Raw genomic sequence first — 17,745 nt, 5'->3', positions numbered from 1 at the left:
CGCGCCCTGCGGGGCGGGCGCGCCAGCCAGGGCTGGCGGCGCAGGCTCGTCCTTACGCCGGTGTGAACCGGATCAAGTTCGACGGGTTCGGCGCGCGTGCAGCGCCGTCTCAGCCCACTGGTCGTGGACACCCCGGAGCGTGGACGCATTGTATGCCGGATGGCGCGACGACCGTCGCCGTCGGTCCAGCGACCACGGCCAGCGCTGCGCGTGCGGTCGCCGAACCTCTGGGTATCGGCGTACAAGGCTCGATATCACGATATGAAAATCTGGTTCGTCATTCTGAAAGCCACGCCTGCCGAGGACGTGCGGTTGCCCGTGTGGGCATGGAATGTCCTTTCATGATGCGGCACAGATTTCCTAACTATCTGTTTTTTATGTCGTAAAAATAGTCTTCTATAAGACACAAGACTGGGGTTGTGTCTTATAGAAGACTTATACTGAAGTCAAGGCGGCGCGCCCCTGGTTGCCCGTCTCCGCCACCCGGTTTGTTCACCACCTTTTTGTCGACAAGGAGTTTGACCATGACGCAACCCCTGAGCCGTGAGCAGCAGATCGCTGCGCTGGAAAAAGACTGGGCCGAAAACCCGCGCTGGAAAGGCATCAAGCGCGGCTACAGCGCCGCCGACGTGGTGCGCCTGCGCGGCTCGCTGCAGATCGAGTACACGCTGGCCAAGCGCGGCGCCGAAAAGCTGTGGCGCTTGATCAACGGCGAGGCCAAGAAGGGCTACGTCAACGCCTTCGGCGCCATCACCGCCGGTCAGGCCATGCAGCAGGCTAAGGCGGGTCTGGAGGCCGTCTACCTGTCCGGTTGGCAAGTCGCCGCCGACGGCAACACCAGCGAGACGATGTACCCGGACCAGTCGCTGTACGCCTACGACTCGGTGCCGACGATGGTGCGCCGCATCAACAACACGTTCAAGCGCGCCGACGAAATCCAATGGAGCCGCGGCATCGGCCCTGGTGACGCGGGCTACATCGACTACTTCCTGCCGATCGTGGCCGACGCCGAGGCCGGCTTCGGCGGCGTGCTCAACGCCTTCGAGCTGATGAAGAACATGATCGCTGCGGGTGCAGCGGGCGTGCACTTCGAAGACCAGCTCGCCGCCGTCAAGAAGTGCGGCCACATGGGGGGCAAGGTGCTGGTGCCGACCCAGGAAGCGGTGGAAAAGCTGATCGCCGCGCGCTTTGCCGCCGACGTGATGGGCGTGCCGACCATCGTGCTGGCGCGCACCGACGCCGAAGCGGCCAACCTGCTGACCAGCGATCACGACGCCAACGACCGTCCGTTCCTGACCGGCGAGCGCACGCAGGAGGGCTTTTTCCGCGTCAAGAACGGTCTGGAGCAGGCCATCAGCCGCGGCGTGGCCTACGCGCCCTACGCCGACCTGGTGTGGTGCGAAACCGGCACGCCGGACCTGGGCTTTGCGCGTGAATTCGCCCAGGCCATCCACGAAAAGTACCCCGGCAAGCTGCTGGCTTACAACTGCTCGCCCAGCTTCAACTGGAAGAAAAACCTCGACGACAAGACGATCGCCGAGTTCCAGGACAAGCTGTCCGAGCTGGGCTACAAGTACCAGTTCATCACGCTGGCCGGCATCCACATCAACTGGTACAACACGTTCATGTTCGCCTACCACTACGCGCGCGGCCAGGGCATGAAGCACTATGTCGACATGGTGCAAGAGCCCGAGTTCAAGGCGCGCGAACTGGGCTACACGTTCGTGTCGCACCAGCAAGAGGTCGGTGCGGGCTACTTCGACGACGTCACCACCGTCATCCAAGGTGGCAGCTCCAGCGTCAAGGCGCTGGCCGGCTCGACCGAGGAAGAGCAGTTCCACTGATCAGGGCCGGTTGCCGGGCCACGCTTGGTTGTCCCGGCGCCGACAGTCGCGCAACCGGTGTGGGCGTCAAAGCCCCGCCGGTTGTTTGTTTGATGAGGCGGTTCAGACCAGGCGGCAGGCCTCGTCGAACGGCAGCCGCGGGCTGCGCGGGAACAGCCCGGCCGGATCGCCGTAGCCCAGGTTGCAGATGAAGTTGGTGCGCACGGTGGTGCCGGCCCAAAACGCCGCGTCCACCGCGGCGGCGTCAAAGCCGCTCATCGGCCCGCAGTCCAAGCCCAGCGCACGCGCCGCCAGGATGAAGTAGCCACCTTGCAGGCTGCCGTTGCGCAGCGCCGTCGCCTGGATCAGCGCCTCGTTGCCGGCGAACCAGTTGCGCGCGTCCGGGTTATGTGGGAACAGCCGCGGCAGTTGCTCGTAAAACGCCATGTCCATGCCCAGGATGGCCGTGACGGGGGCCGCCGCCGTTTTGGCGCGGTTGCCCTCCATCAGACACGGCAGCAGGCGCGCCTTGGCCTCGGGCGTGCGCACGAACACGATGCGCGTGGGGCTGCAGTTGGCCGACGTCGGCCCCCATTTCATCAGGTCGTACAGACGCACCAGCAGCTCGTCGGGCACCGGTTTGGGTTGCCAGGCGTTGTGGGTGCGGGCGTGGTCGAACAGTTGTTCGGTCGTGATCTGCATCGGGTGTGGCTCCATGCGATGGACGAGAGCCGGCATTGTGCCAAGGCGCTGGGGCACGCGCCCGGTGTGCGAAAATCGATTCCTTGTTGGTTTGCCCGCTTTGCCGAGCTTCATCGATGATCCAAATCACGCTGCCCGACGGTTCGCAACGTAGCTTTGATGCCCCCGTGACGGTGGGGCAAATCGCCGCCGCCATCGGCCCCGGCTTGGCCAAGGCGGCCGTGGCGGGCAAAGTGCAGTACAGCGACGAGGCCGCGCCGCGCGCGGTCGACCTGTCGTACCCCGTGCAGCGCGACGCGCGGGTGTGGATCCTCACACCCAAAGACCCCGAGGGGCTGGAGATCATTCGCCACTCGACCGCGCACCTGCTGGCCTGGGCGGTCAAGGAGCTGTACCCCGACGCGCAGGTGACGATCGGCCCGGTGGTCGACGACGGCTTTTACTACGACTTTGCCTACAAGCGCCCGTTCACGCCGGAGGACCTGGCTGCCATCGAGGCCAAGATGACCGAGCTGGCCGCGCGCGACGAGCCGGTGGTGCGCCGGGTGCTGCCGCGCGACGAGGCGGTGGCGTACTTCAAGAACTTGGGCGAGCACTACAAGGCCGAGATCATCGCCAGCATCCCCGAGGGCGAGACGATCAGCCTGTACCGCGAGGGCGGCTTTGAGGACCTGTGCCGCGGGCCGCACGTGCCCAGCACCGGCAAGCTCAAGCACTTCAAGCTGATGAAGGTGGCCGGGGCGTACTGGCGGGGCGACCACCGCAACGAGCAGCTGCAGCGCATCTACGGCACCGCGTGGGCCAGCAAAGAGGAGCTGCAGGCCTACCTGCACCGGCTGCAGGAAGCCGAGCGGCGCGACCACCGCAAGCTGGGCAAGGAGCTGGACCTGTTCCACATCGACGACCACGCGCCGGGGCTGGTGTTTTGGCACCCCAAGGGTTGGGCGTTGTGGCAGCAGGTCGAGCAGTACATGCGCCAGGTCTACCGCGACAACGGCTACCTGGAGGTCAAAGGGCCGCAGATCCTGGACAAAGCCCTGTGGGAAAAGACCGGCCACTGGGACAAGTACCGGGACAACATGTTCATCACGGAGTCGGAAAAGCGCGACTACGCGATCAAGCCGATGAACTGCCCGGGGCACATCCTGATTTTCAAGCAAGGCATCAAGAGCTACCGCGACCTGCCGTTGCGCTACGGGGAGTTCGGGCAGTGCCACCGCAACGAGCCCTCGGGTGGCTTGCACGGCATCATGCGCGTGCGTGGCTTTACGCAGGACGACGGCCACATCTTCTGCACCGAAGACCAGATCCTGGCCGAGTGCGACGCGTTCACGCGCTTGCTGAAAAAAGTCTACGCCGACTTTGGCTTTACCGAGATCCTGTACAAAGTCTCGACGCGGCCCGCGGCGCGTATCGGCTCCGACGAGCTGTGGGACAAGGCTGAAGCGGCGCTGATGCAAAGTTTGCAGCAATCGGGCTGCGCGTTCACCATATCGCCGGGCGAGGGGGCGTTTTATGGCCCCAAGATCGAGTACACGCTCAAAGACGCCATCGGCCGCGAATGGCAGTGCGGCACGATCCAGGTGGACTTCAACCTGGCCGAGCGGCTGGACGCCGAGTACGTGGCCGAAGATGGCAGCCGCAAGCGCCCGGTGATCCTGCACCGCGCCATCGTCGGCAGCCTGGAGCGTTTCATCGGCATCCTGATCGAGCAGCACGCCGGCGCGCTGCCGGTGTGGCTGGCGCCGGTGCAGGCGGCGGTGCTCAACATCACCGATGCGCAGGCCGACACCTGTGGCGAAATTGCCAACACCTTGCGCCAACACGGTGTTCGTGTCGCGCTGGATCTTGGCAACGAAAAGATCACCTATAAAATCCGCCAGCAGGCGTTGCAAAAAGTGCCCTACATCCTCGTCGTCGGGGACAAGGAGCGCGCCAACGGCACCGTGTCGGTGCGCGCGCGCGGCAACCAAGACCTCGGCGTGATGCCAGTGCACGATTTCATCCAGCGCCTGCGCGACGACATCGCCGCCAAACGTTAGTTTTTTCGAGCAAAGGAACCGAACCATCGCTACCCCGCGTCCCAGCAACTTCCGTGACCGCCGCCAGCGCGAAGAGCGGCAGCACCGCCTCAACCGTGAAATCACCGCGCCCGAAGTGCGCCTGACCGGCCCCGATGGTCAGCAAATCGGCGTGGTGCCGCTGCAAGAGGCGTTGCGCATGGCGGGCGAGCTTGACGTTGACCTGGTCGAGATCGCCCCGATGGCCAACCCGCCGGTGTGCCGTCTGATCGACTACGGCAAGTTCAAGTACGCCGAGCAGAAAAAGGCCGCCGAGGCCAAGGCCAAGCAAAAGGTCATCGAGGTCAAGGAAGTCAAATTCCGCCCGGCCACCGACGAGGGCGACTACCAGGTCAAGATGCGCAACATCCGCCGCTTCCTGGACGAAGGCGACAAGTGCAAGGTGACGCTGCGCTTCCGCGGGCGCGAAATCACCCACCAGGAGCTGGGGCTGGCGCTGCTGGAGCGTATCCGCAACGAGCTGGGCGACAGCATCGTCGTCGAGCAGTTCCCCAAGCTCGAGGGCAGGCAGATGATCATGATGATTGCGCCGGCGCGCAAAAAAGGCGCGGCGCCCAAGGCCGACGCCAGCAAGGCTGAGCAGCCAGCCGCCTGACCTGCCACCCGCGGCGGCGGTGCGTCGCCGGCGCGACTGCTATAATGGCGTGCTTTCCAAGCGACAAGCACCCGAAGGCCAGGCGTTCAAGCAAAGACCGTCGTCGGTGGGCAGCCGCGGCGGCGCCTTGCGGGTGTGTCAAGTCCAAACCCGAAACCAAGGACGAGCCATCATGCCCAAGATGAAAACCAAAAGCAGCGCGAAAAAGCGTTTTCGCGTGCGCCCCGGCGGCACGGTCAAGCGTGCGCAGGCCTTCAAGCGTCACATCCTGACGAAGAAGACGACCAAGAACAAGCGCCAGCTGCGCGGAATGGTCAACGTGCATGAGACCAACATGGGTCACATCGCACAAATGATGCCTTACGCCGGCCTGTGATCGGCGGCTGACCCATAACGTCACAAGGAGCAAGCCATGCCTCGCGTCAAACGTGGTGTCACCGCCCGTGCCCGTCACAAGAAAGTCCTGGCCCTGGCCAAAGGGTTCCGTGGCCGTCGTAAGAACGTCTTCCGCGTCGCCAAACAGGCGGTGATGAAGGCGCAGCAGTACGCGTACCGGGACCGCCGCACCCGCAAGCGTGTCTTCCGTCAGCTGTGGATTGCGCGCATCAACGCCGCCGCGCGTGAGTTGGGTCTGACCTACAGCCAGTTCGCCAACGGCCTGCGCAAGGCCGCCATCGAGATCGACCGCAAGGTGCTGGCCGACTTGGCCGTGCACGACAAGGCGGCGTTTGCCGCCATCGTCGAGCGCGTCAAGGCCGGTCTGGCGCAGGGCGCCGCGGCGTAACGGTGCCGCACCGCGCGCCGTCCGTGGGCGGTGGCGCGACCCCGACGGGCCAGTCGCCTCATCGCGCTGGCCCGTTTTGTTTGAACCTGTGGCGTGCAGTCTTTCGCCGCCTTTTTGCGACACGGATGCCGGCATGAACGACCTCGACAACCTGGTGCAGTCGGCGCGCGCGCAGTTCGCGCAGGCCACCACCCCGCAAGCGCTGGAAAACGCCAAAGCCCGCTTTCTGGGCAAGCAAGGGGCGTTGACCGAGCGCATGAAGGCGCTGGCCACCCTGGCACCCGACGAGCGCAAGGCCCAGGGCGCGGCCATCAACGAGGCCAAGGCCGCCATCGAGGCGGCGTTGCAGGCCCGCCGCGCCGAGCTGGCCGAGGCCGAGCTACAGCGTCAGCTGCAGGCCGAAGCGCTGGACGTGACGCTGCCCGGACGCCAGCGTGGGCAGGGAGGCCTGCACCCGGTGACCCTGACGCTGCAGCGCATCGAGGCGATTTTTGGCTCGATGGGGTTCGAGGTGGCCGACGGCCCCGAGATCGAAACCGACTGGTTCAACTTCACCGCGCTCAACACCCCGGCCGACCACCCGGCGCGCTCGATGCATGACACGTTCTACGTCGAGGGCGGCACGCCCGAGGCGCCGCTGCTGTTGCGCACCCACACCAGCCCGATGCAGATCCGCCACGCGGTGCAGCATGTCAAGCGCGCACGCGCCGCCGCCGGTGACACCGGCCAGGGCCTGTGGGCCGGCGAGATGCCGGAGATTCGCGTCATCGCGCCCGGACGCACGTACCGGGTCGACAGCGACGCCACCCACTCGCCGATGTTCCACCAGTGCGAGGGGCTGTGGATCGGGCGCGACGTCAGCTTCAAGGACCTCAAGGTCGTCTTCACGGCGTTTTGCCGCGCGTTTTTCGAAGACGACGAGCTCGAGCTGCGGTTTCGGCCGAGCTTTTTCCCGTTCACCGAGCCCAGCGCCGAAATCGATATCCGCTTCACGCGCGGGCCGCTGGCCGGACGCTGGCTGGAGGTGGCGGGTTCCGGCCAGGTGCACCCCAACGTGGTGCGCAACATGGGGCTGGACCCGGAGCACTTCATCGGCTTTGCGTTTGGCATGGGGCCGGACCGGCTGACGATGCTGCGCTACGGCGTGGGCGACCTGCGCCTGTTTTTCGAGGGTGACCTGCGCTTTTTGGCGCAGTTTCGCTGATCCCACCACGGTCCCCGACCTTCGCGACGACGAGCGAGACGACGATGCAGTTTCCCGAATCCTGGTTGCGCAGCTTTTGCGATCCGGCGCTGGACAGCGACGCGCTGGCCGACCTGTTGACGATGGCCGGACTGGAGGTGGAGGAGGTGCGTCCGGTGGCGCCGCCCTTCACAGGTGTGGTGGTCGGGCACATCCTCAGCGCCGAGCCGCACCCCAACGCCGACCGCCTGCGCGTGTGTCGGGTCGACGTCGGGCGCGGTGAGCCGTTGTCGATCGTTTGTGGCGCGCCCAACGCGCGCGCTGGCATCCGCGTGCCGTGCGCGCTGGTGGGCGCGGTGCTGCCACCGGGCGCGGACGGCAAGCCGTTCGAAATCCGGGTGGGCAAGCTGCGCGGGGTGGACAGCCACGGCATGTTGTGCTCGGCGCGCGAGCTTGGCTTGTCCGAGGACCACGGCGGCTTGCTGGAGCTGGCCGCCGATGCCCCGGTGGGGCGCGACCTGCGCGAGGTGCTGGCGCTGGACGACCGGCTGTTGACACTGAAGCTCACGCCCAACCTGGCGCATTGCCTGAGCGTGTACGGCGTGGCGCGCGAAGTGGCGGCCCTGACCGGCGCGCCGCTGAAAACGCCGGCCATCGCGCCGGTGGCGCCGCGCCACGACGCGGTGCTGCCGGTGCGCGTTGAAGCCGCTGACCTGTGCGGTCGCTTCAGCGGGCGCATCATCCGCGGCGTCAACCCGCAGGCGCGCACGCCGGACTGGATGGTGCAGCGGCTGGCGCGTTGTGGGCAACGCAGCATTTCGGCGCTGGTGGATATCTCCAACTACGTGATGTTCGAGCTCGGTCGGCCGTCGCACATCTTCGACCTGGACAAGATCCATGGCGGTTTGCAGGTGCGCTGGGCGCGCGCGGGCGAGACGCTCAAGCTGCTCAACGGCCAAACCGTCACGTTGGACGAGACCGTCGGCGTGATTGCCGACGCGCAAGGTGTGGAGTCGCTGGCCGGGATCATGGGCGGCGACAGCACCGCGGTGTCCGACGGCACGCGCAACGTCTATGTGGAGGCGGCGTTTTGGTGGCCGCGCGCGATCGCGGGGCGGGCGCGGCGCTTCAACTTCAGCACCGACGCGGCGCACCGTTTCGAGCGCGGCGTCGACCCCAGCACCACGCGCGAGCACCTGGAGCGTATCACGCAGCTGATCCTGGAGATTTGCGGCGGCGAGGCCGGGCCGGTGGATGACCACGTGGTCAACGTGCCGCAGCCCAAGCCGGTGACGCTGCGCGTGGCGCGCGCCGCCAAGGTCATCGGCATGCCGCTGACGGTGCCTGCGTGCGCCGAACCGCTGCGCCGCCTTGGGTTGAACGTTGCCGAGTCCGACGGGGCGCTGACGGTGACGCCACCGCCGTACCGCTTTGACCTGCAGATCGAGGAAGACCTGATCGAGGAGGTGGCGCGCGTCATCGGCTACGACCGCCTGCCGGCCACGCCGCCGCGCGCGCCGGTGGTGCCGCGCGTGCGCCCGCAAACCGAGCGCAGCGCGATGGCGGTGCGCCAGCAGCTGGCGGCGCTGGGTTACCAAGAAACGATCAACTTCAGCTTCGTCGAGGAACGGTGGGAGCGCGACTACGCCGGCAACACGGCGCCGATTCGGTTGCTCAACCCCATCGCCAGCCACCTCAGCGTGATGCGCTCCAGCCTGCTGGGCAGCCTGCTGGCGGTGCTGCGCCACAACGTCGATCGCAAGGCCGCGCGCGTGCGGGTGTTCGAAGTGGGGCGCGTTTTCCGGCGCGACGAGCGCGTGCCCGACAGCGACACCACGGTGCGCGGCATCGACCAGCCGCTGCATGTCGCGGGGCTGGCCTGGGGCGACGCGCTGCCGCTGCAGTGGGGCGAGCGGGCGCGGCCGGTGGACTTTTTCGACGTCAAAGGCGACGTCGAAGCGCTGTTGGCGCCGCACGTGGCCACGTTCGAGCCGTGTGAGCACCCGGCGCTGCACCCAGGGCGTTGCGCGCGCGTGCTGCTGCATGGGCAGCCGATCGGGGTGATCGGCGAGCTGCACCCACGCTGGCGCCAGGCCGAAGGCTGGGGCAGCGCGCCGGTGTTGTTCGAGCTGGCGTTGGCGCCGCTACTGCAGCGCCCGCTGCCGCAGGCCACGCCGATTGGGCGCCACCAGCCGGTGCAGCGCGACGTTGCGGTGGTCGTGCACGAGTCGGTGACGTACGCGCAGGTGATGGCGACCATCGAGTCGGCGCGCCACCCGTGGCTGCGCACGGCGGTGCTGTTCGACGTGTTCCGCCCGCAGGGCGCGCAGCCAGCAGCCGGCATCGGCGCCGACGAAAAAAGCCTGGCGGTGCGGCTGACGCTGGAGCGCGACGACGCCAACCTCACCGACGCCGAGATCGACGCCGTCGTGGCGCAGGTGGTGCAGGCGTTGCAACAGCGCATCGGTGCGCGGCTGCGGGCGTGATGGCGCGCGCCGCGGCTGCTACGATTGCGCCCATGGCCACCCGAAGCACATCCGCGGCCGCCACGGCGGCCAACGTCGAACCCGATACGCCCACGCTGACCAAGGCCGAGCTGGCCGAAGCGCTGCACACGCGCATCGGTTTCAACAAGCGCGAGTCCAAGGACATCGTCGAGACGTTTTTTGCCATCATCGCCGAGCGCCTGATTGCCGGCGAGGAGGTGCGCATCGCCGGGTTTGGGCAGTTTGGCGTGCGCGACAAGTCACCGCGCCCCGGGCGCAACCCGCGCACCGGCGAGCTGGTGCCGATCGAGGCGCGTCGCGTGGTGACGTTCCACGCCAGCCCCAAGCTCAAGGCCGCGTTGCAGGGCGACGCTGACGACGGAGCGCCCAGCGCCCTGGGTCCAGCAAGCCGGTGGCCAGGGCCACGCCCACCAGGATGACGACGCCACAGCCCACCATCCACGGCGTGATGGACTCACCCAACAGCAGCGCGCCGTAGCCCAACGCGAACACCGGGATCAAAAAGGTCACGGTGAGCGTGCGCGCCGGGCCAGCGGCTTCGATCAGGCGGAAGTACAGCAGGTACGCCAGCGCCGTGCACAGCACCCCCGCGGCCACCACGGCCAGCCAGGCCTGGGTGGGGGCCGGCGTGGCCGGCCAGGTCCACAGCGTCGGCACCAGCAACCCCAGGGTGGCGCCCAACTGGCTGCCGGTGGCCGTGGCCAGCGGGGGGATGCCCATCAGGTACTTTTTGGTGTAGCTGGCCGCAATCGCGTACAGCACCGTGGCGCCCAGGCAAGCCAGGACCGCCCAACCGGTGCCCCCGGGCTTGAAGCTGGCTTGGTCCCACGACAGCATGGCCACGCCGGCAAAACCCAGGGCCAGCCCGAGGGCGCGCCAACGTCCGGGGCGATCGCCCAGCCACAGCCAGGCCACCACCGCGCCAAACAGCGGCACCGTCGCGTTGAGGATGGCGGTGAGCCCCGTGCTGATCGACAGCAGCGCGTAGGCGAACAAGCCAAACGGGATGCCGGCGTTGAGCAGGCCGACGAACAGGATGCGCGCCCCGTGGCGGCGCAGCGTCGGCCAGTGGCCACTGGCCACCAGCAGCGGGGCCAGCACGACGCTGGCCACCGCCACGCGCAACCCCGCCGTGGCCACCGGCCCAAAGGCCAGTGCCGCGTGGCGCATGAACAAAAACGACGAGCCCCACAGGGCCGCCAACAGCACAAATTCCAGCGCGAGTTTGGGAGTCATGGTCAGGCCCAGCGCCGGGGCACGTGGATGCTGCGGCGCCGCAACGACGAAAGGAACGCATGATACGCCCTTCTACAATGGCGTCGTGTCACACACCCGCTGCACCTTATCCCGATGACGACCGCTGCCCTTCCCGCCCATGTGTTCAAAGCCTACGATATCCGTGGGGTCGTGCCGGACGCGATCGACGCGCCGCTGGCCCGCTTGCTCGGGCAGGCGTTCGGTGTCCGTGCGCGTGCGCTGGGTGAGGCCAGCGTCGCCGTCGGGCGCGACGGGCGCCTGTCCAGCCCGATGCTGGCCGAGGCGCTGATCGAGGGGCTGCGCGACGCCGGCGTCGAGGCCATCGATCTGGGGCCGGTGACGACGCCGATGCTGTACTTTGCCGCCGCCACCGTCTGCCGCAGCGGCATCCAGGTCACCGGCAGCCACAACCCCAAGCACCACAACGGCTTCAAGATGGTGCTGGGCGGCCGTGCGATCTACGGCGAGGAGATCCAGGCGTTGCGCCAGGCCATGGCCGCTGGTGTGCCGTTGGCCCCGGTGCGCGGTGCGCGGCGGGTGCTGGACATTGGGCCGGCGTACCAGGCCCGCATCGTGCAGGACGTGCGGCTGGCGCGGCCGATGCGCATCGTCGTCGATTGTGGCAACGGCGTCACCGGCGCCAGCGCCCCAGCGTTGCTGCGTGCGCTGGGCTGCGACGTCACCGTGCTGTACGGCGAGGTGGACGGCGAGTTTCCGAACCACCACCCCGACCCGTCCAAGCCGGACAACCTGCGCGACCTCATTGCCACCGTGCAGCGCACCGGCGCGGAGCTCGGCTTGGCGTTCGACGGCGACGGTGACCGTTTGGGCGTCGTCACCCCGAGCGGCGCCAACATTTTCCCTGACCGCCAGCTGATGCTGCTGGCGCAGGACGTGTTGCAGCGCGTGCCCGGCGGCACCATCGTCTACGATGTCAAGTGCAGCCAGCGGCTGGCGCCAGCCATCCGGGCGGCCGGCGGCGTGCCGCTGATGCACAAAACCGGCCACAGCCTCATCAAGGCCAAGATGCGCGAGGTGGACGCACCGTTGGGCGGCGAGATGAGCGGACACCTGTTTTTCCAGGAACGCTGGTATGGTTTTGATGATGGCACCTACGCCGCGGCGCGCCTGCTGGAGATTCTGAGCCGCCACGACGACCCGGGCGCGGTGCTGGAGGGTCTGCCCAGCAGCCACAGCACGCCGGAGCTCAACGTGCCCTGCGCCGAGGGCGAGCCGCACCGCGTGGTGGCCGAGTTGCAACGCGTGGTGGACGTGGCAGCGCCGGCCGAGGTCAGCACCGTCGATGGCCTGCGCATCGATTGGCCGGATGGCTTTGGCTTGATTCGGGCATCCAACACGACGCCGGTGTTGGTGTTGCGCTTCGAGGGCCACACGCCACAGGCGCTGCAGCGCATCCAGGATACGATGCTGACGCTGCTGCGGCGCGTCAAGCCCGACGCACAGGTCGGGGATGCCGCGCACTGACGCGGCGCATCCGCGTTCCCTGAACCGCTCGAGTACCATCGGCACTGTGGGCGCCGCGGACGGTGCGCCCTTTCCGTGGAATTCCATGCTGGCGCCCGACCCCGATCCCGAGATCATCGTCTTCAACCTCAAGCGCCGCTACACCGGCGTGTCGGCCACCGTCAACGCACTGGTGCCGTTGCAGGCGCGGCAGTGGCGGCTGGCCTACTGCGGCACGCCGCTGCCGCACGGCATGCCGGGCATGACGCTGCGCCAGGCCATGGCGTTGTCGCGTCGGCCGCCGGCGGGGCGGCCGTTTCGCATCTGGCACGTGCGGCGCGACCACGAAATGGCCGCTGGGCTGTGGGCGCGCGACGTGCTGGGCCTGCCGATCCGGTTGGTGTTCACTTCGGCGGCGCAGCACCGTCACGGTTGGTTCCCGCGCTGGCTGATCAGCCGCATGGACGCCGTGATCGCCACCACGCCAAAGGCGGCCAGCTTCGTGCCCAACACCACCGCCGTGGTGCCGCATGGCATCGACGTCGAGCGCTTTGCGCCGCCGCCGGACAAGCTGCAGGCGTGGGACGACAGCGGCCTGCCGGGGCGCTGGGGCATCGGTGTCTTTGGCCGCGTGCGGCCAGACAAAGGCACCGACGTCTTCGTCGACGCGATGATCGAGGCCTTGCCGCATCTGCCCGACGTGACCGCCGTCATCGCTGGCCGTGCCATGCCCCAGCACGAGGCCTACCAGCGCGCGTTGCAGGCGCGTATCGACGCCGCCGGGCTGGGCGAGCGCATTCGTTTTTTGGGCGAGGTGCCAGCGGCCGAGGTGCACCGTTGGTACCAACGCTGCCTGGTCTGCGTGGCCTGCCCGCGCTACGAGCCGTTTGGCCTGACGCCGTTCGAGGCTGGCGCGTGCGGCTGCGCGCTGGTGTGCTCGCGCACCGGGGCGTTCGAGCAGCTGGTGCAGCCCGGCGTCAACGGCGAGCTGGTCGACACCGGCGACGCCGCTGGCCTGGCGGCGGCGGTGCGCCGGGTGTTGGCCGACCCACAGGCGGCGCTGCGCATGGGGCAGGCGGCACGGCAGCGGGTGCTGGCGCAGTTTTCGCTGGCGCAGGAGGCCGCCGGTATCGGGGCCGTGTATGCCGGGTTGTTCGAGCGTGGCTGAGCCTGGGCTGGGGGTGACCGAGCGCCTGTGCCTGGCAGGCTACGGGGTGGCCATGACGGCGTTGCAGCCGCTGCTGCGCGTCAAGCTGGCGCGGCGGGGACGCGCCGAACCCGGCTACCTGCAGGCGGTGCCGCAGCGCTTTGGCCGCTACGCCGAAGCCGCGCCAGCGCATGGCTGGCTTTGGGTGCACGCGGTTTCGTTGGGCGAGACGCGCGCGGCCGCGCTGTGGGTGCAGCGGCTGCAGGCGTTGCGGCCTGACATCCGCCTGCTGTGGACCCACTCCACGGCCACCGGGCGTGCCGCCGCGCTGCCGCTGCTGCGCCCGCAGGACGCCCAGGCCTGGTTGCCGTGGGACGCGCCGGGTGCCGTGCGGCGCTTCGTGCGCCATTGGCGCCCGCGCCTGGGGGTGTTGATGGAAACCGAGGTCTGGCCAACCCTGGTTCACCAATGCCGCTTGGCCGGTGTGCCGCTGTGGTTGGCCAACGCGCGGCTCAACGAACGCTCGTGGCAGCGGGCGATGCGACTGCGCTGCCTGAGCCGACCAGCCTACGCCGCGCTGGCCGGGGTGCTGGCCCAAACACCGGCCGACGCGCAGCGCCTGCGCGCGCTGGGCGCACCGCCGCCGCAGGTGGTTGGCAACGTCAAGTTCGATGTGCCGTGGCACCCCGACCCGTGGGCGGCGGCGCAGCGCTGGCGGCAAGCGTGGCGGTTGGCCAGCGGCCGCCCGATGCTGCTGCTGGCCAGCAGCCGCGAAGGGGAGGAGGCCGCGTGGCTGGCCGCCTGGCAGCGGCAACGCGCCGCCAGGCCGCAGCCGCCGCTGTGGCTGGTGGTGCCGCGCCACCCCCAGCGCTTTGACGAGGTGCATGCGCTGCTGCGTGCGGCGGGCCTGCGCGTGCTGCGGCGCAGCACCGCGTTGCCGGCGTGGACCGCCACGCCCACTTGGCCGCCCGAGGCGCTGCAGGCTGACGTGCTGCTGGGCGACAGCCTGGGGGAGATGCCGGCGTACTACGCGTTGGCCGACGTAGCGCTGCTCGGGGGCAGTTTTGTACCGCTGGGCGGGCAAAACCTGATCGAGGCAGCGGCCAGCGACTGCCCGATTGTGCTGGGGCCGCACACGTTCAACTTTGCCCAGGCGGCCGCCGCGGCGCTGGAGGCGGGGGCGGCGCGTCGCGCAGCCGACTTCGACGATGCGTTGCGCCAAGCCCTGGCGTGGTGCCGGGACGACGCGGCGCTGGGCGCCGCCCGCGCAGGTGCCCAGCGGCTGTTGCAGCAGCACGGCGGCGCAGCCGAGCGCACCGTGCAGGTGCTGCTGCAGGCGTGGGACGCGGCTCCAGCCCCGCTGCCGGGCGGGGCCTGAGGGCCGGTCAGCGCGGCTGCAAACGCTCGTTGATCGGCTTGACGTCGTCGGCTCCGAGCACCCCGGCCGCTTGCCGCAGCTTGAGCTGGCCTACCAGCACGTCGTAGCGTGCTTTGGCCAGTTGCGCCTTGGTTTGGTACAGCTGGCTTTGCGCGTTGAGCACATCGATGTTGATGCGCACGCCGACCTGGTAGCCGACCTGATTGGCTTCCAGCGCCAACTGGCTGGACGCCTCGGCGGCTTGCAGCGCGCGCACCTGACCAAGCCCCGACTGCACCCCGAAAAACGCCGCCCGTGTGGCTTGGCTGACGTTGCGCGTGGCGGCCTCGAGGTCGTTGCGGGCCTTGTCTTCCAGTGCCACCGTTTCGGCGATGCGGTTGTCCAGCGCCCCACCGGTGTACAGCGGCAGGTTGAACTGCACGCCGATGCTGGCGACCTGGTTGCGCAAGTACGGAAACGGCGGGTTGCTGCTGGCGACCTGGTTGCGCAAGTACGGAAACGGCGGGTTGCTGCTGGGGGCGCGGTTCCACTGCCACTGCGCCACCGCGTCCAGCGTCGGTCCTTTGGCCGCCTGGGCCTTGCGCACGTCCAGTTTGGCAATGTCCAGCTGCGCCTGCGCGGCGCGCACAGCGGGGTGCTCGGCCACGGCGCGCTGCACCCAGGTCTGAACGTCGTCTGGGGTGGGGGTGGGCAGGGCGTCATCACGCAGCCGCCAGGGTTGGGTGTTGCTCTGGCCCACCAGCTGGTCCAGTGCCAGCTTTTTGACGCGCAGGTCGTTGTGGGCGGCGATTTCCTGCGCCAGCACCAGGTCGTAGCGGGCCTGCGCCTCGCGCGTGTCGGTGATGGTGGCGGTGCCGACTTCGAAATTGCGCTTGGCGGCGGCCAGTTGCTGCTCTACGGCGGCTTTCTGCGCGCGCACGAAGGTCAGCGTGTCCTCGGCGGCCAGCACATCGAAGTACGCTTGCGCCACGCGCACGATCAGTTCCTGCTCGGCGGCCTGCAACTGGGCTTCGGCGGCCTGCAGCGCGCGCTGCGCCTGCTCGACTTCGATCTGGTTGCCCGGGCGGTACAGTGGGTGGCTGGCGCCGAGCTTGACCGTTTGGTTGTTGAAGCTGTCGTCCAGCGCGTTGAGCGAACTGTCGCGCCGGTTGACGAAGGCTTCGGCCGACAGGCCGACGGTGGGCAGCACGCGCGAGCGGGCTTGTTCGGCCTTGGCGCGGTTGGCGTCGAACTGGGCCTTGGCAGCCAGGTAGGTGGCGTCGTAGGCGCGGGCGGCTTCCAGCAGCGCTTGCAGGCTTTGCGCCTGCGCCGTGGTGGCCACGCCCAACACCAGCAGGGCCGCGGCGCTCAGGCGCTGCCCCAGCTTGCCGCGGGGGTTGACAGAGGGCGTGCGGACGATCGGTTGCATGGCGTTGGTGTCCCTGCGATTGGATACAGTCGGGAGTATATGACGGATTGAGCGACCGTGCACGCGACGTTCCGCGCTGACCTCCCTCAGTATTGCGGTACGCTCGGGTCCACTTCACTGGACCAGGCGTGGATGCCGCCGGCGATGTTGACCACGTCGTCAAAGCCTTGCCGGTGCAAAAAAAACGCCACCTGCGCGCTGCGCCCGCCGTGGTGGCACAGGCAGGCGATGGGACGGTCGCGCGGCAGCTCGTCGAGCCGCGCCGGGATCGAGGCCATCGGCATATGACGCAGCTCAAAGCCGTTGGGGCGCACGCTGGCGGTTTGCACCTCCCACGGTTCGCGCACGTCCAACACGATGGGGGTGACGCCAGGCGCTTGCTGCGCGCACTGCTGCAGCCACTGGTTCAGTTGGGCGGGGCGGATGTGGGGCACCATGGGCAGGCTCAAAATTGGAAGCGCGTCGGCTCGGGGAAATTGCGCAGCCGCGGCACGACGATGTCCCACGGCTGGATGCTGTGGTAGCCGGCTTCGCTGGCGCGCGTGACGATGGTGGCACGCATCACCACCTCGTCCCCCACGAAGGCGAACAGCCGCCCACCCACGCGCAGCAGCTCCAGCAGGTCGGTGGGCACCTCGGCCACGCCGCCAGACAGCACGATGACGTCGTACGGCGCCGCGTCGACGCAGGCGGCAAAGCGGTGCGCCGCGGCGTCGGCGGTCTTGACGCGCACGTTGTCCAGGCCCGCACGCGCCAGGTTGTGGCGCGCCATGTCCGCCAGCCGTGGGTTGATCTCCAGCGTCAGCACCTGTTGGGCCAGCCGGCCCATCAGCGCGGCCATGTAGCCGGAGCCGGCGCCGATTTCCAGCACATTGTGCTGGGGCTGCAGGTCGAGCTCTTGCAGCGTGCGCGCTTCGACCTTGGGGGCCAGCATGCACTCGCCCTCGACGGCCGGCTGCGACAGCGGGATTTCCAGGTCCGCCAGCGCCAGCGCCCGGTAGGCCTCGGGCACGAAGTCCTCGCGCTTGAGCTGCCCCAGCAGGGCCAGCACGCGGGCGTCGAGCACCTCCCACGGGCGGATCTGCTGCTCGATCATGTTGAAGCGGGCCTTCTCGAAATCGAACGCCGTCGCGCTCATGTGATACTCCTCTAGGTATTTTGGAGGTCGAATGCGGTCATTCTAACCAACGCGGGTTGCTGCTTCGTTGCCCGCCTGGTTTTGCACCAGGGCGCGTAGGCGGTACAGCGCCTCCAGCGCCTGCCGGGGGCTGAGGGCGTCGGGATCCAGTTCGGCCAGCGCCAGCAGCGCGGGGTGGGGCTCGGGCGCCAGGTGCTGACGCAACTGGAGCAAAGCGCCACGGCGGCGCAGGCGCAGCTGGACTTGTTCAGCGCGCCGCCCGCCCCGCCCCCCGAGAC

Annotated in this window: 17 protein-coding genes and 1 riboswitch; of the genes, 11 read left to right on the top strand and 6 right to left on the bottom strand. The window is 68.5% G+C overall.

Features of this window, described 5'->3' with window-relative positions; all coding sequences use genetic code 11:
* Positions 1 to 31 precede the first annotated feature (31 nt).
* A riboswitch (TPP riboswitch) is annotated at positions 32 to 145 on the bottom strand.
* 379 nt (positions 146 to 524) lie between these two features.
* Entirely contained in the window at positions 525 to 1,844 is a 1,320-nt protein-coding gene (aceA, locus tag Taqua_RS10925; RefSeq protein WP_144326680.1) for an isocitrate lyase, read from the top strand.
* A 102-nt stretch (positions 1,845 to 1,946) separates the two neighbouring features.
* On the opposite strand, the gene Taqua_RS10920 is transcribed toward aceA, so the two are convergent.
* On the bottom strand, positions 1,947 to 2,525 hold the full coding sequence (locus Taqua_RS10920; RefSeq protein ID WP_144326679.1) for a malonic semialdehyde reductase: 579 nt from the start codon (positions 2,523 to 2,525) through the stop codon (positions 1,947 to 1,949).
* Between the two features lie 116 nt (positions 2,526 to 2,641).
* Between Taqua_RS10920 and thrS the strand changes: the two genes are divergently transcribed.
* The 7 genes from thrS to Taqua_RS10885 all read left to right on the top strand — a co-directional run bounded on the left by thrS (position 2,642) and on the right by Taqua_RS10885 (position 10,094).
* Positions 2,642 to 4,567, top strand: coding sequence for a threonine--tRNA ligase (thrS, locus tag Taqua_RS10915; RefSeq protein ID WP_144326678.1), 1,926 nt, complete (start codon positions 2,642 to 2,644; stop codon positions 4,565 to 4,567).
* Positions 4,568 to 4,592: 25 nt separating this feature from the next.
* Entirely contained in the window at positions 4,593 to 5,201 is a 609-nt protein-coding gene (infC, locus tag Taqua_RS10910; protein WP_144326677.1) for a translation initiation factor IF-3, read from the top strand.
* Positions 5,202 to 5,373: 172 nt separating this feature from the next.
* Positions 5,374 to 5,577 carry a 50S ribosomal protein L35 gene (gene rpmI / locus Taqua_RS10905; RefSeq protein WP_144326676.1) on the top strand — a complete coding sequence of 68 codons (204 nt, stop codon included), beginning with the start codon at positions 5,374 to 5,376 and terminating at the stop codon, positions 5,575 to 5,577.
* 36 nt (positions 5,578 to 5,613) lie between these two features.
* Positions 5,614 to 5,985 (top strand): 50S ribosomal protein L20, encoded by a 372-nt coding sequence (rplT, locus tag Taqua_RS10900; protein WP_143893624.1) that lies wholly within the window; start codon positions 5,614 to 5,616, stop codon positions 5,983 to 5,985.
* A 133-nt stretch (positions 5,986 to 6,118) separates the two neighbouring features.
* Positions 6,119 to 7,189 carry a phenylalanine--tRNA ligase subunit alpha gene (pheS, locus tag Taqua_RS10895; RefSeq protein WP_144326675.1) on the top strand — a complete coding sequence of 357 codons (1,071 nt, stop codon included), beginning with the start codon at positions 6,119 to 6,121 and terminating at the stop codon, positions 7,187 to 7,189.
* 44 nt (positions 7,190 to 7,233) lie between these two features.
* On the top strand, positions 7,234 to 9,654 hold the full coding sequence (gene pheT / locus Taqua_RS10890) for a phenylalanine--tRNA ligase subunit beta (RefSeq protein WP_144326674.1): 2,421 nt from the start codon (positions 7,234 to 7,236) through the stop codon (positions 9,652 to 9,654).
* A gap of 32 nt (positions 9,655 to 9,686) precedes the next feature.
* Positions 9,687 to 10,094: an integration host factor subunit alpha gene (locus Taqua_RS10885; protein ID WP_144326673.1), complete on the top strand. Its 408-nt coding sequence runs from the start codon at positions 9,687 to 9,689 to the stop codon at positions 10,092 to 10,094.
* Here Taqua_RS10885 and Taqua_RS10880 read toward each other — a convergent pair.
* Entirely contained in the window at positions 10,003 to 10,911 is a 909-nt protein-coding gene (locus Taqua_RS10880) for a DMT family transporter (protein ID WP_144326672.1), read from the bottom strand. The genes Taqua_RS10885 and Taqua_RS10880 overlap by 92 nt on opposite strands.
* Positions 10,912 to 11,025: 114 nt before the next feature.
* On the opposite strand from Taqua_RS10880, the gene Taqua_RS10875 reads away from it, so the two are divergent.
* The 3 genes from Taqua_RS10875 to Taqua_RS10865 all read left to right on the top strand — a co-directional run bounded on the left by Taqua_RS10875 (position 11,026) and on the right by Taqua_RS10865 (position 14,921).
* Positions 11,026 to 12,417, top strand: coding sequence for a phosphomannomutase/phosphoglucomutase (locus Taqua_RS10875; RefSeq protein WP_144326671.1), 1,392 nt, complete (start codon positions 11,026 to 11,028; stop codon positions 12,415 to 12,417).
* 85 nt (positions 12,418 to 12,502) lie between these two features.
* Positions 12,503 to 13,564: a glycosyltransferase family 4 protein gene (locus Taqua_RS10870; RefSeq protein ID WP_246094697.1), complete on the top strand. Its 1,062-nt coding sequence runs from the start codon at positions 12,503 to 12,505 to the stop codon at positions 13,562 to 13,564.
* A gap of 52 nt (positions 13,565 to 13,616) precedes the next feature.
* Positions 13,617 to 14,921, top strand: coding sequence for a 3-deoxy-D-manno-octulosonic acid transferase (locus Taqua_RS10865; RefSeq protein WP_246094698.1), 1,305 nt, complete (start codon positions 13,617 to 13,619; stop codon positions 14,919 to 14,921).
* Positions 14,922 to 14,928: 7 nt separating this feature from the next.
* Here Taqua_RS10865 and Taqua_RS10860 read toward each other — a convergent pair whose 3' ends face one another.
* The 4 genes from Taqua_RS10860 to Taqua_RS10845 all read right to left on the bottom strand — a co-directional run.
* Positions 14,929 to 16,329, bottom strand: a complete 1,401-nt coding sequence (locus Taqua_RS10860) for a TolC family outer membrane protein (RefSeq protein WP_144326669.1) — start codon at positions 16,327 to 16,329, stop codon at positions 14,929 to 14,931.
* 86 nt (positions 16,330 to 16,415) lie between these two features.
* Positions 16,416 to 16,766, bottom strand: a complete 351-nt coding sequence (locus Taqua_RS10855) for a rhodanese-like domain-containing protein (RefSeq protein ID WP_144326668.1) — start codon at positions 16,764 to 16,766, stop codon at positions 16,416 to 16,418.
* Positions 16,767 to 16,774: 8 nt separating this feature from the next.
* Positions 16,775 to 17,467: a protein-L-isoaspartate O-methyltransferase family protein gene (locus Taqua_RS10850; RefSeq protein ID WP_144326667.1), complete on the bottom strand. Its 693-nt coding sequence runs from the start codon at positions 17,465 to 17,467 to the stop codon at positions 16,775 to 16,777.
* 42 nt (positions 17,468 to 17,509) lie between these two features.
* Positions 17,510 to 17,745 (bottom strand): hypothetical protein (locus Taqua_RS10845; RefSeq protein WP_144326666.1); only part of this gene is annotated, 236 nt, incomplete at its 5' end.

Origin of the sequence: Tepidimonas aquatica (genome assembly GCF_007556585.1) — a bacterium.
In the GTDB taxonomy this organism is placed as follows: domain Bacteria; phylum Pseudomonadota; class Gammaproteobacteria; order Burkholderiales; family Burkholderiaceae_C; genus Tepidimonas; species Tepidimonas aquatica.
Note: the sequence above shows the minus strand (reverse complement) of the source record. Positions and strands in the feature narration are given on the sequence as shown.

What these genes read in the sequence shown, in the direction of transcription:
- aceA (WP_144326680.1), top strand. Translation starts at nt 525, where the DNA reads ATGACGCAACCCCTGAGCCGTGAGCAGCAGATCGCTGCGCTGGAAAAA.
- Taqua_RS10920 (WP_144326679.1), bottom strand. Translation starts at nt 2,525, where the DNA reads ATGCAGATCACGACCGAACAACTGTTCGACCACGCCCGCACCCACAAC.
- thrS (WP_144326678.1), top strand. Translation starts at nt 2,642, where the DNA reads ATGATCCAAATCACGCTGCCCGACGGTTCGCAACGTAGCTTTGATGCC.
- rpmI (WP_144326676.1), top strand. Translation starts at nt 5,374, where the DNA reads ATGCCCAAGATGAAAACCAAAAGCAGCGCGAAAAAGCGTTTTCGCGTG.
- rplT (WP_143893624.1), top strand. Translation starts at nt 5,614, where the DNA reads ATGCCTCGCGTCAAACGTGGTGTCACCGCCCGTGCCCGTCACAAGAAA.
- pheS (WP_144326675.1), top strand. Translation starts at nt 6,119, where the DNA reads ATGAACGACCTCGACAACCTGGTGCAGTCGGCGCGCGCGCAGTTCGCG.
- pheT (WP_144326674.1), top strand. Translation starts at nt 7,234, where the DNA reads ATGCAGTTTCCCGAATCCTGGTTGCGCAGCTTTTGCGATCCGGCGCTG.
- Taqua_RS10885 (WP_144326673.1), top strand. Translation starts at nt 9,687, where the DNA reads ATGGCCACCCGAAGCACATCCGCGGCCGCCACGGCGGCCAACGTCGAA.
- Taqua_RS10880 (WP_144326672.1), bottom strand. Translation starts at nt 10,911, where the DNA reads ATGACTCCCAAACTCGCGCTGGAATTTGTGCTGTTGGCGGCCCTGTGG.
- Taqua_RS10875 (WP_144326671.1), top strand. Translation starts at nt 11,026, where the DNA reads ATGACGACCGCTGCCCTTCCCGCCCATGTGTTCAAAGCCTACGATATC.
- Taqua_RS10870 (WP_246094697.1), top strand. Translation starts at nt 12,503, where the DNA reads ATGCTGGCGCCCGACCCCGATCCCGAGATCATCGTCTTCAACCTCAAG.
- Taqua_RS10865 (WP_246094698.1), top strand. Translation starts at nt 13,617, where the DNA reads ATGACGGCGTTGCAGCCGCTGCTGCGCGTCAAGCTGGCGCGGCGGGGA.
- Taqua_RS10860 (WP_144326669.1), bottom strand. Translation starts at nt 16,329, where the DNA reads ATGCAACCGATCGTCCGCACGCCCTCTGTCAACCCCCGCGGCAAGCTG.
- Taqua_RS10855 (WP_144326668.1), bottom strand. Translation starts at nt 16,766, where the DNA reads ATGGTGCCCCACATCCGCCCCGCCCAACTGAACCAGTGGCTGCAGCAG.
- Taqua_RS10850 (WP_144326667.1), bottom strand. Translation starts at nt 17,467, where the DNA reads ATGAGCGCGACGGCGTTCGATTTCGAGAAGGCCCGCTTCAACATGATC.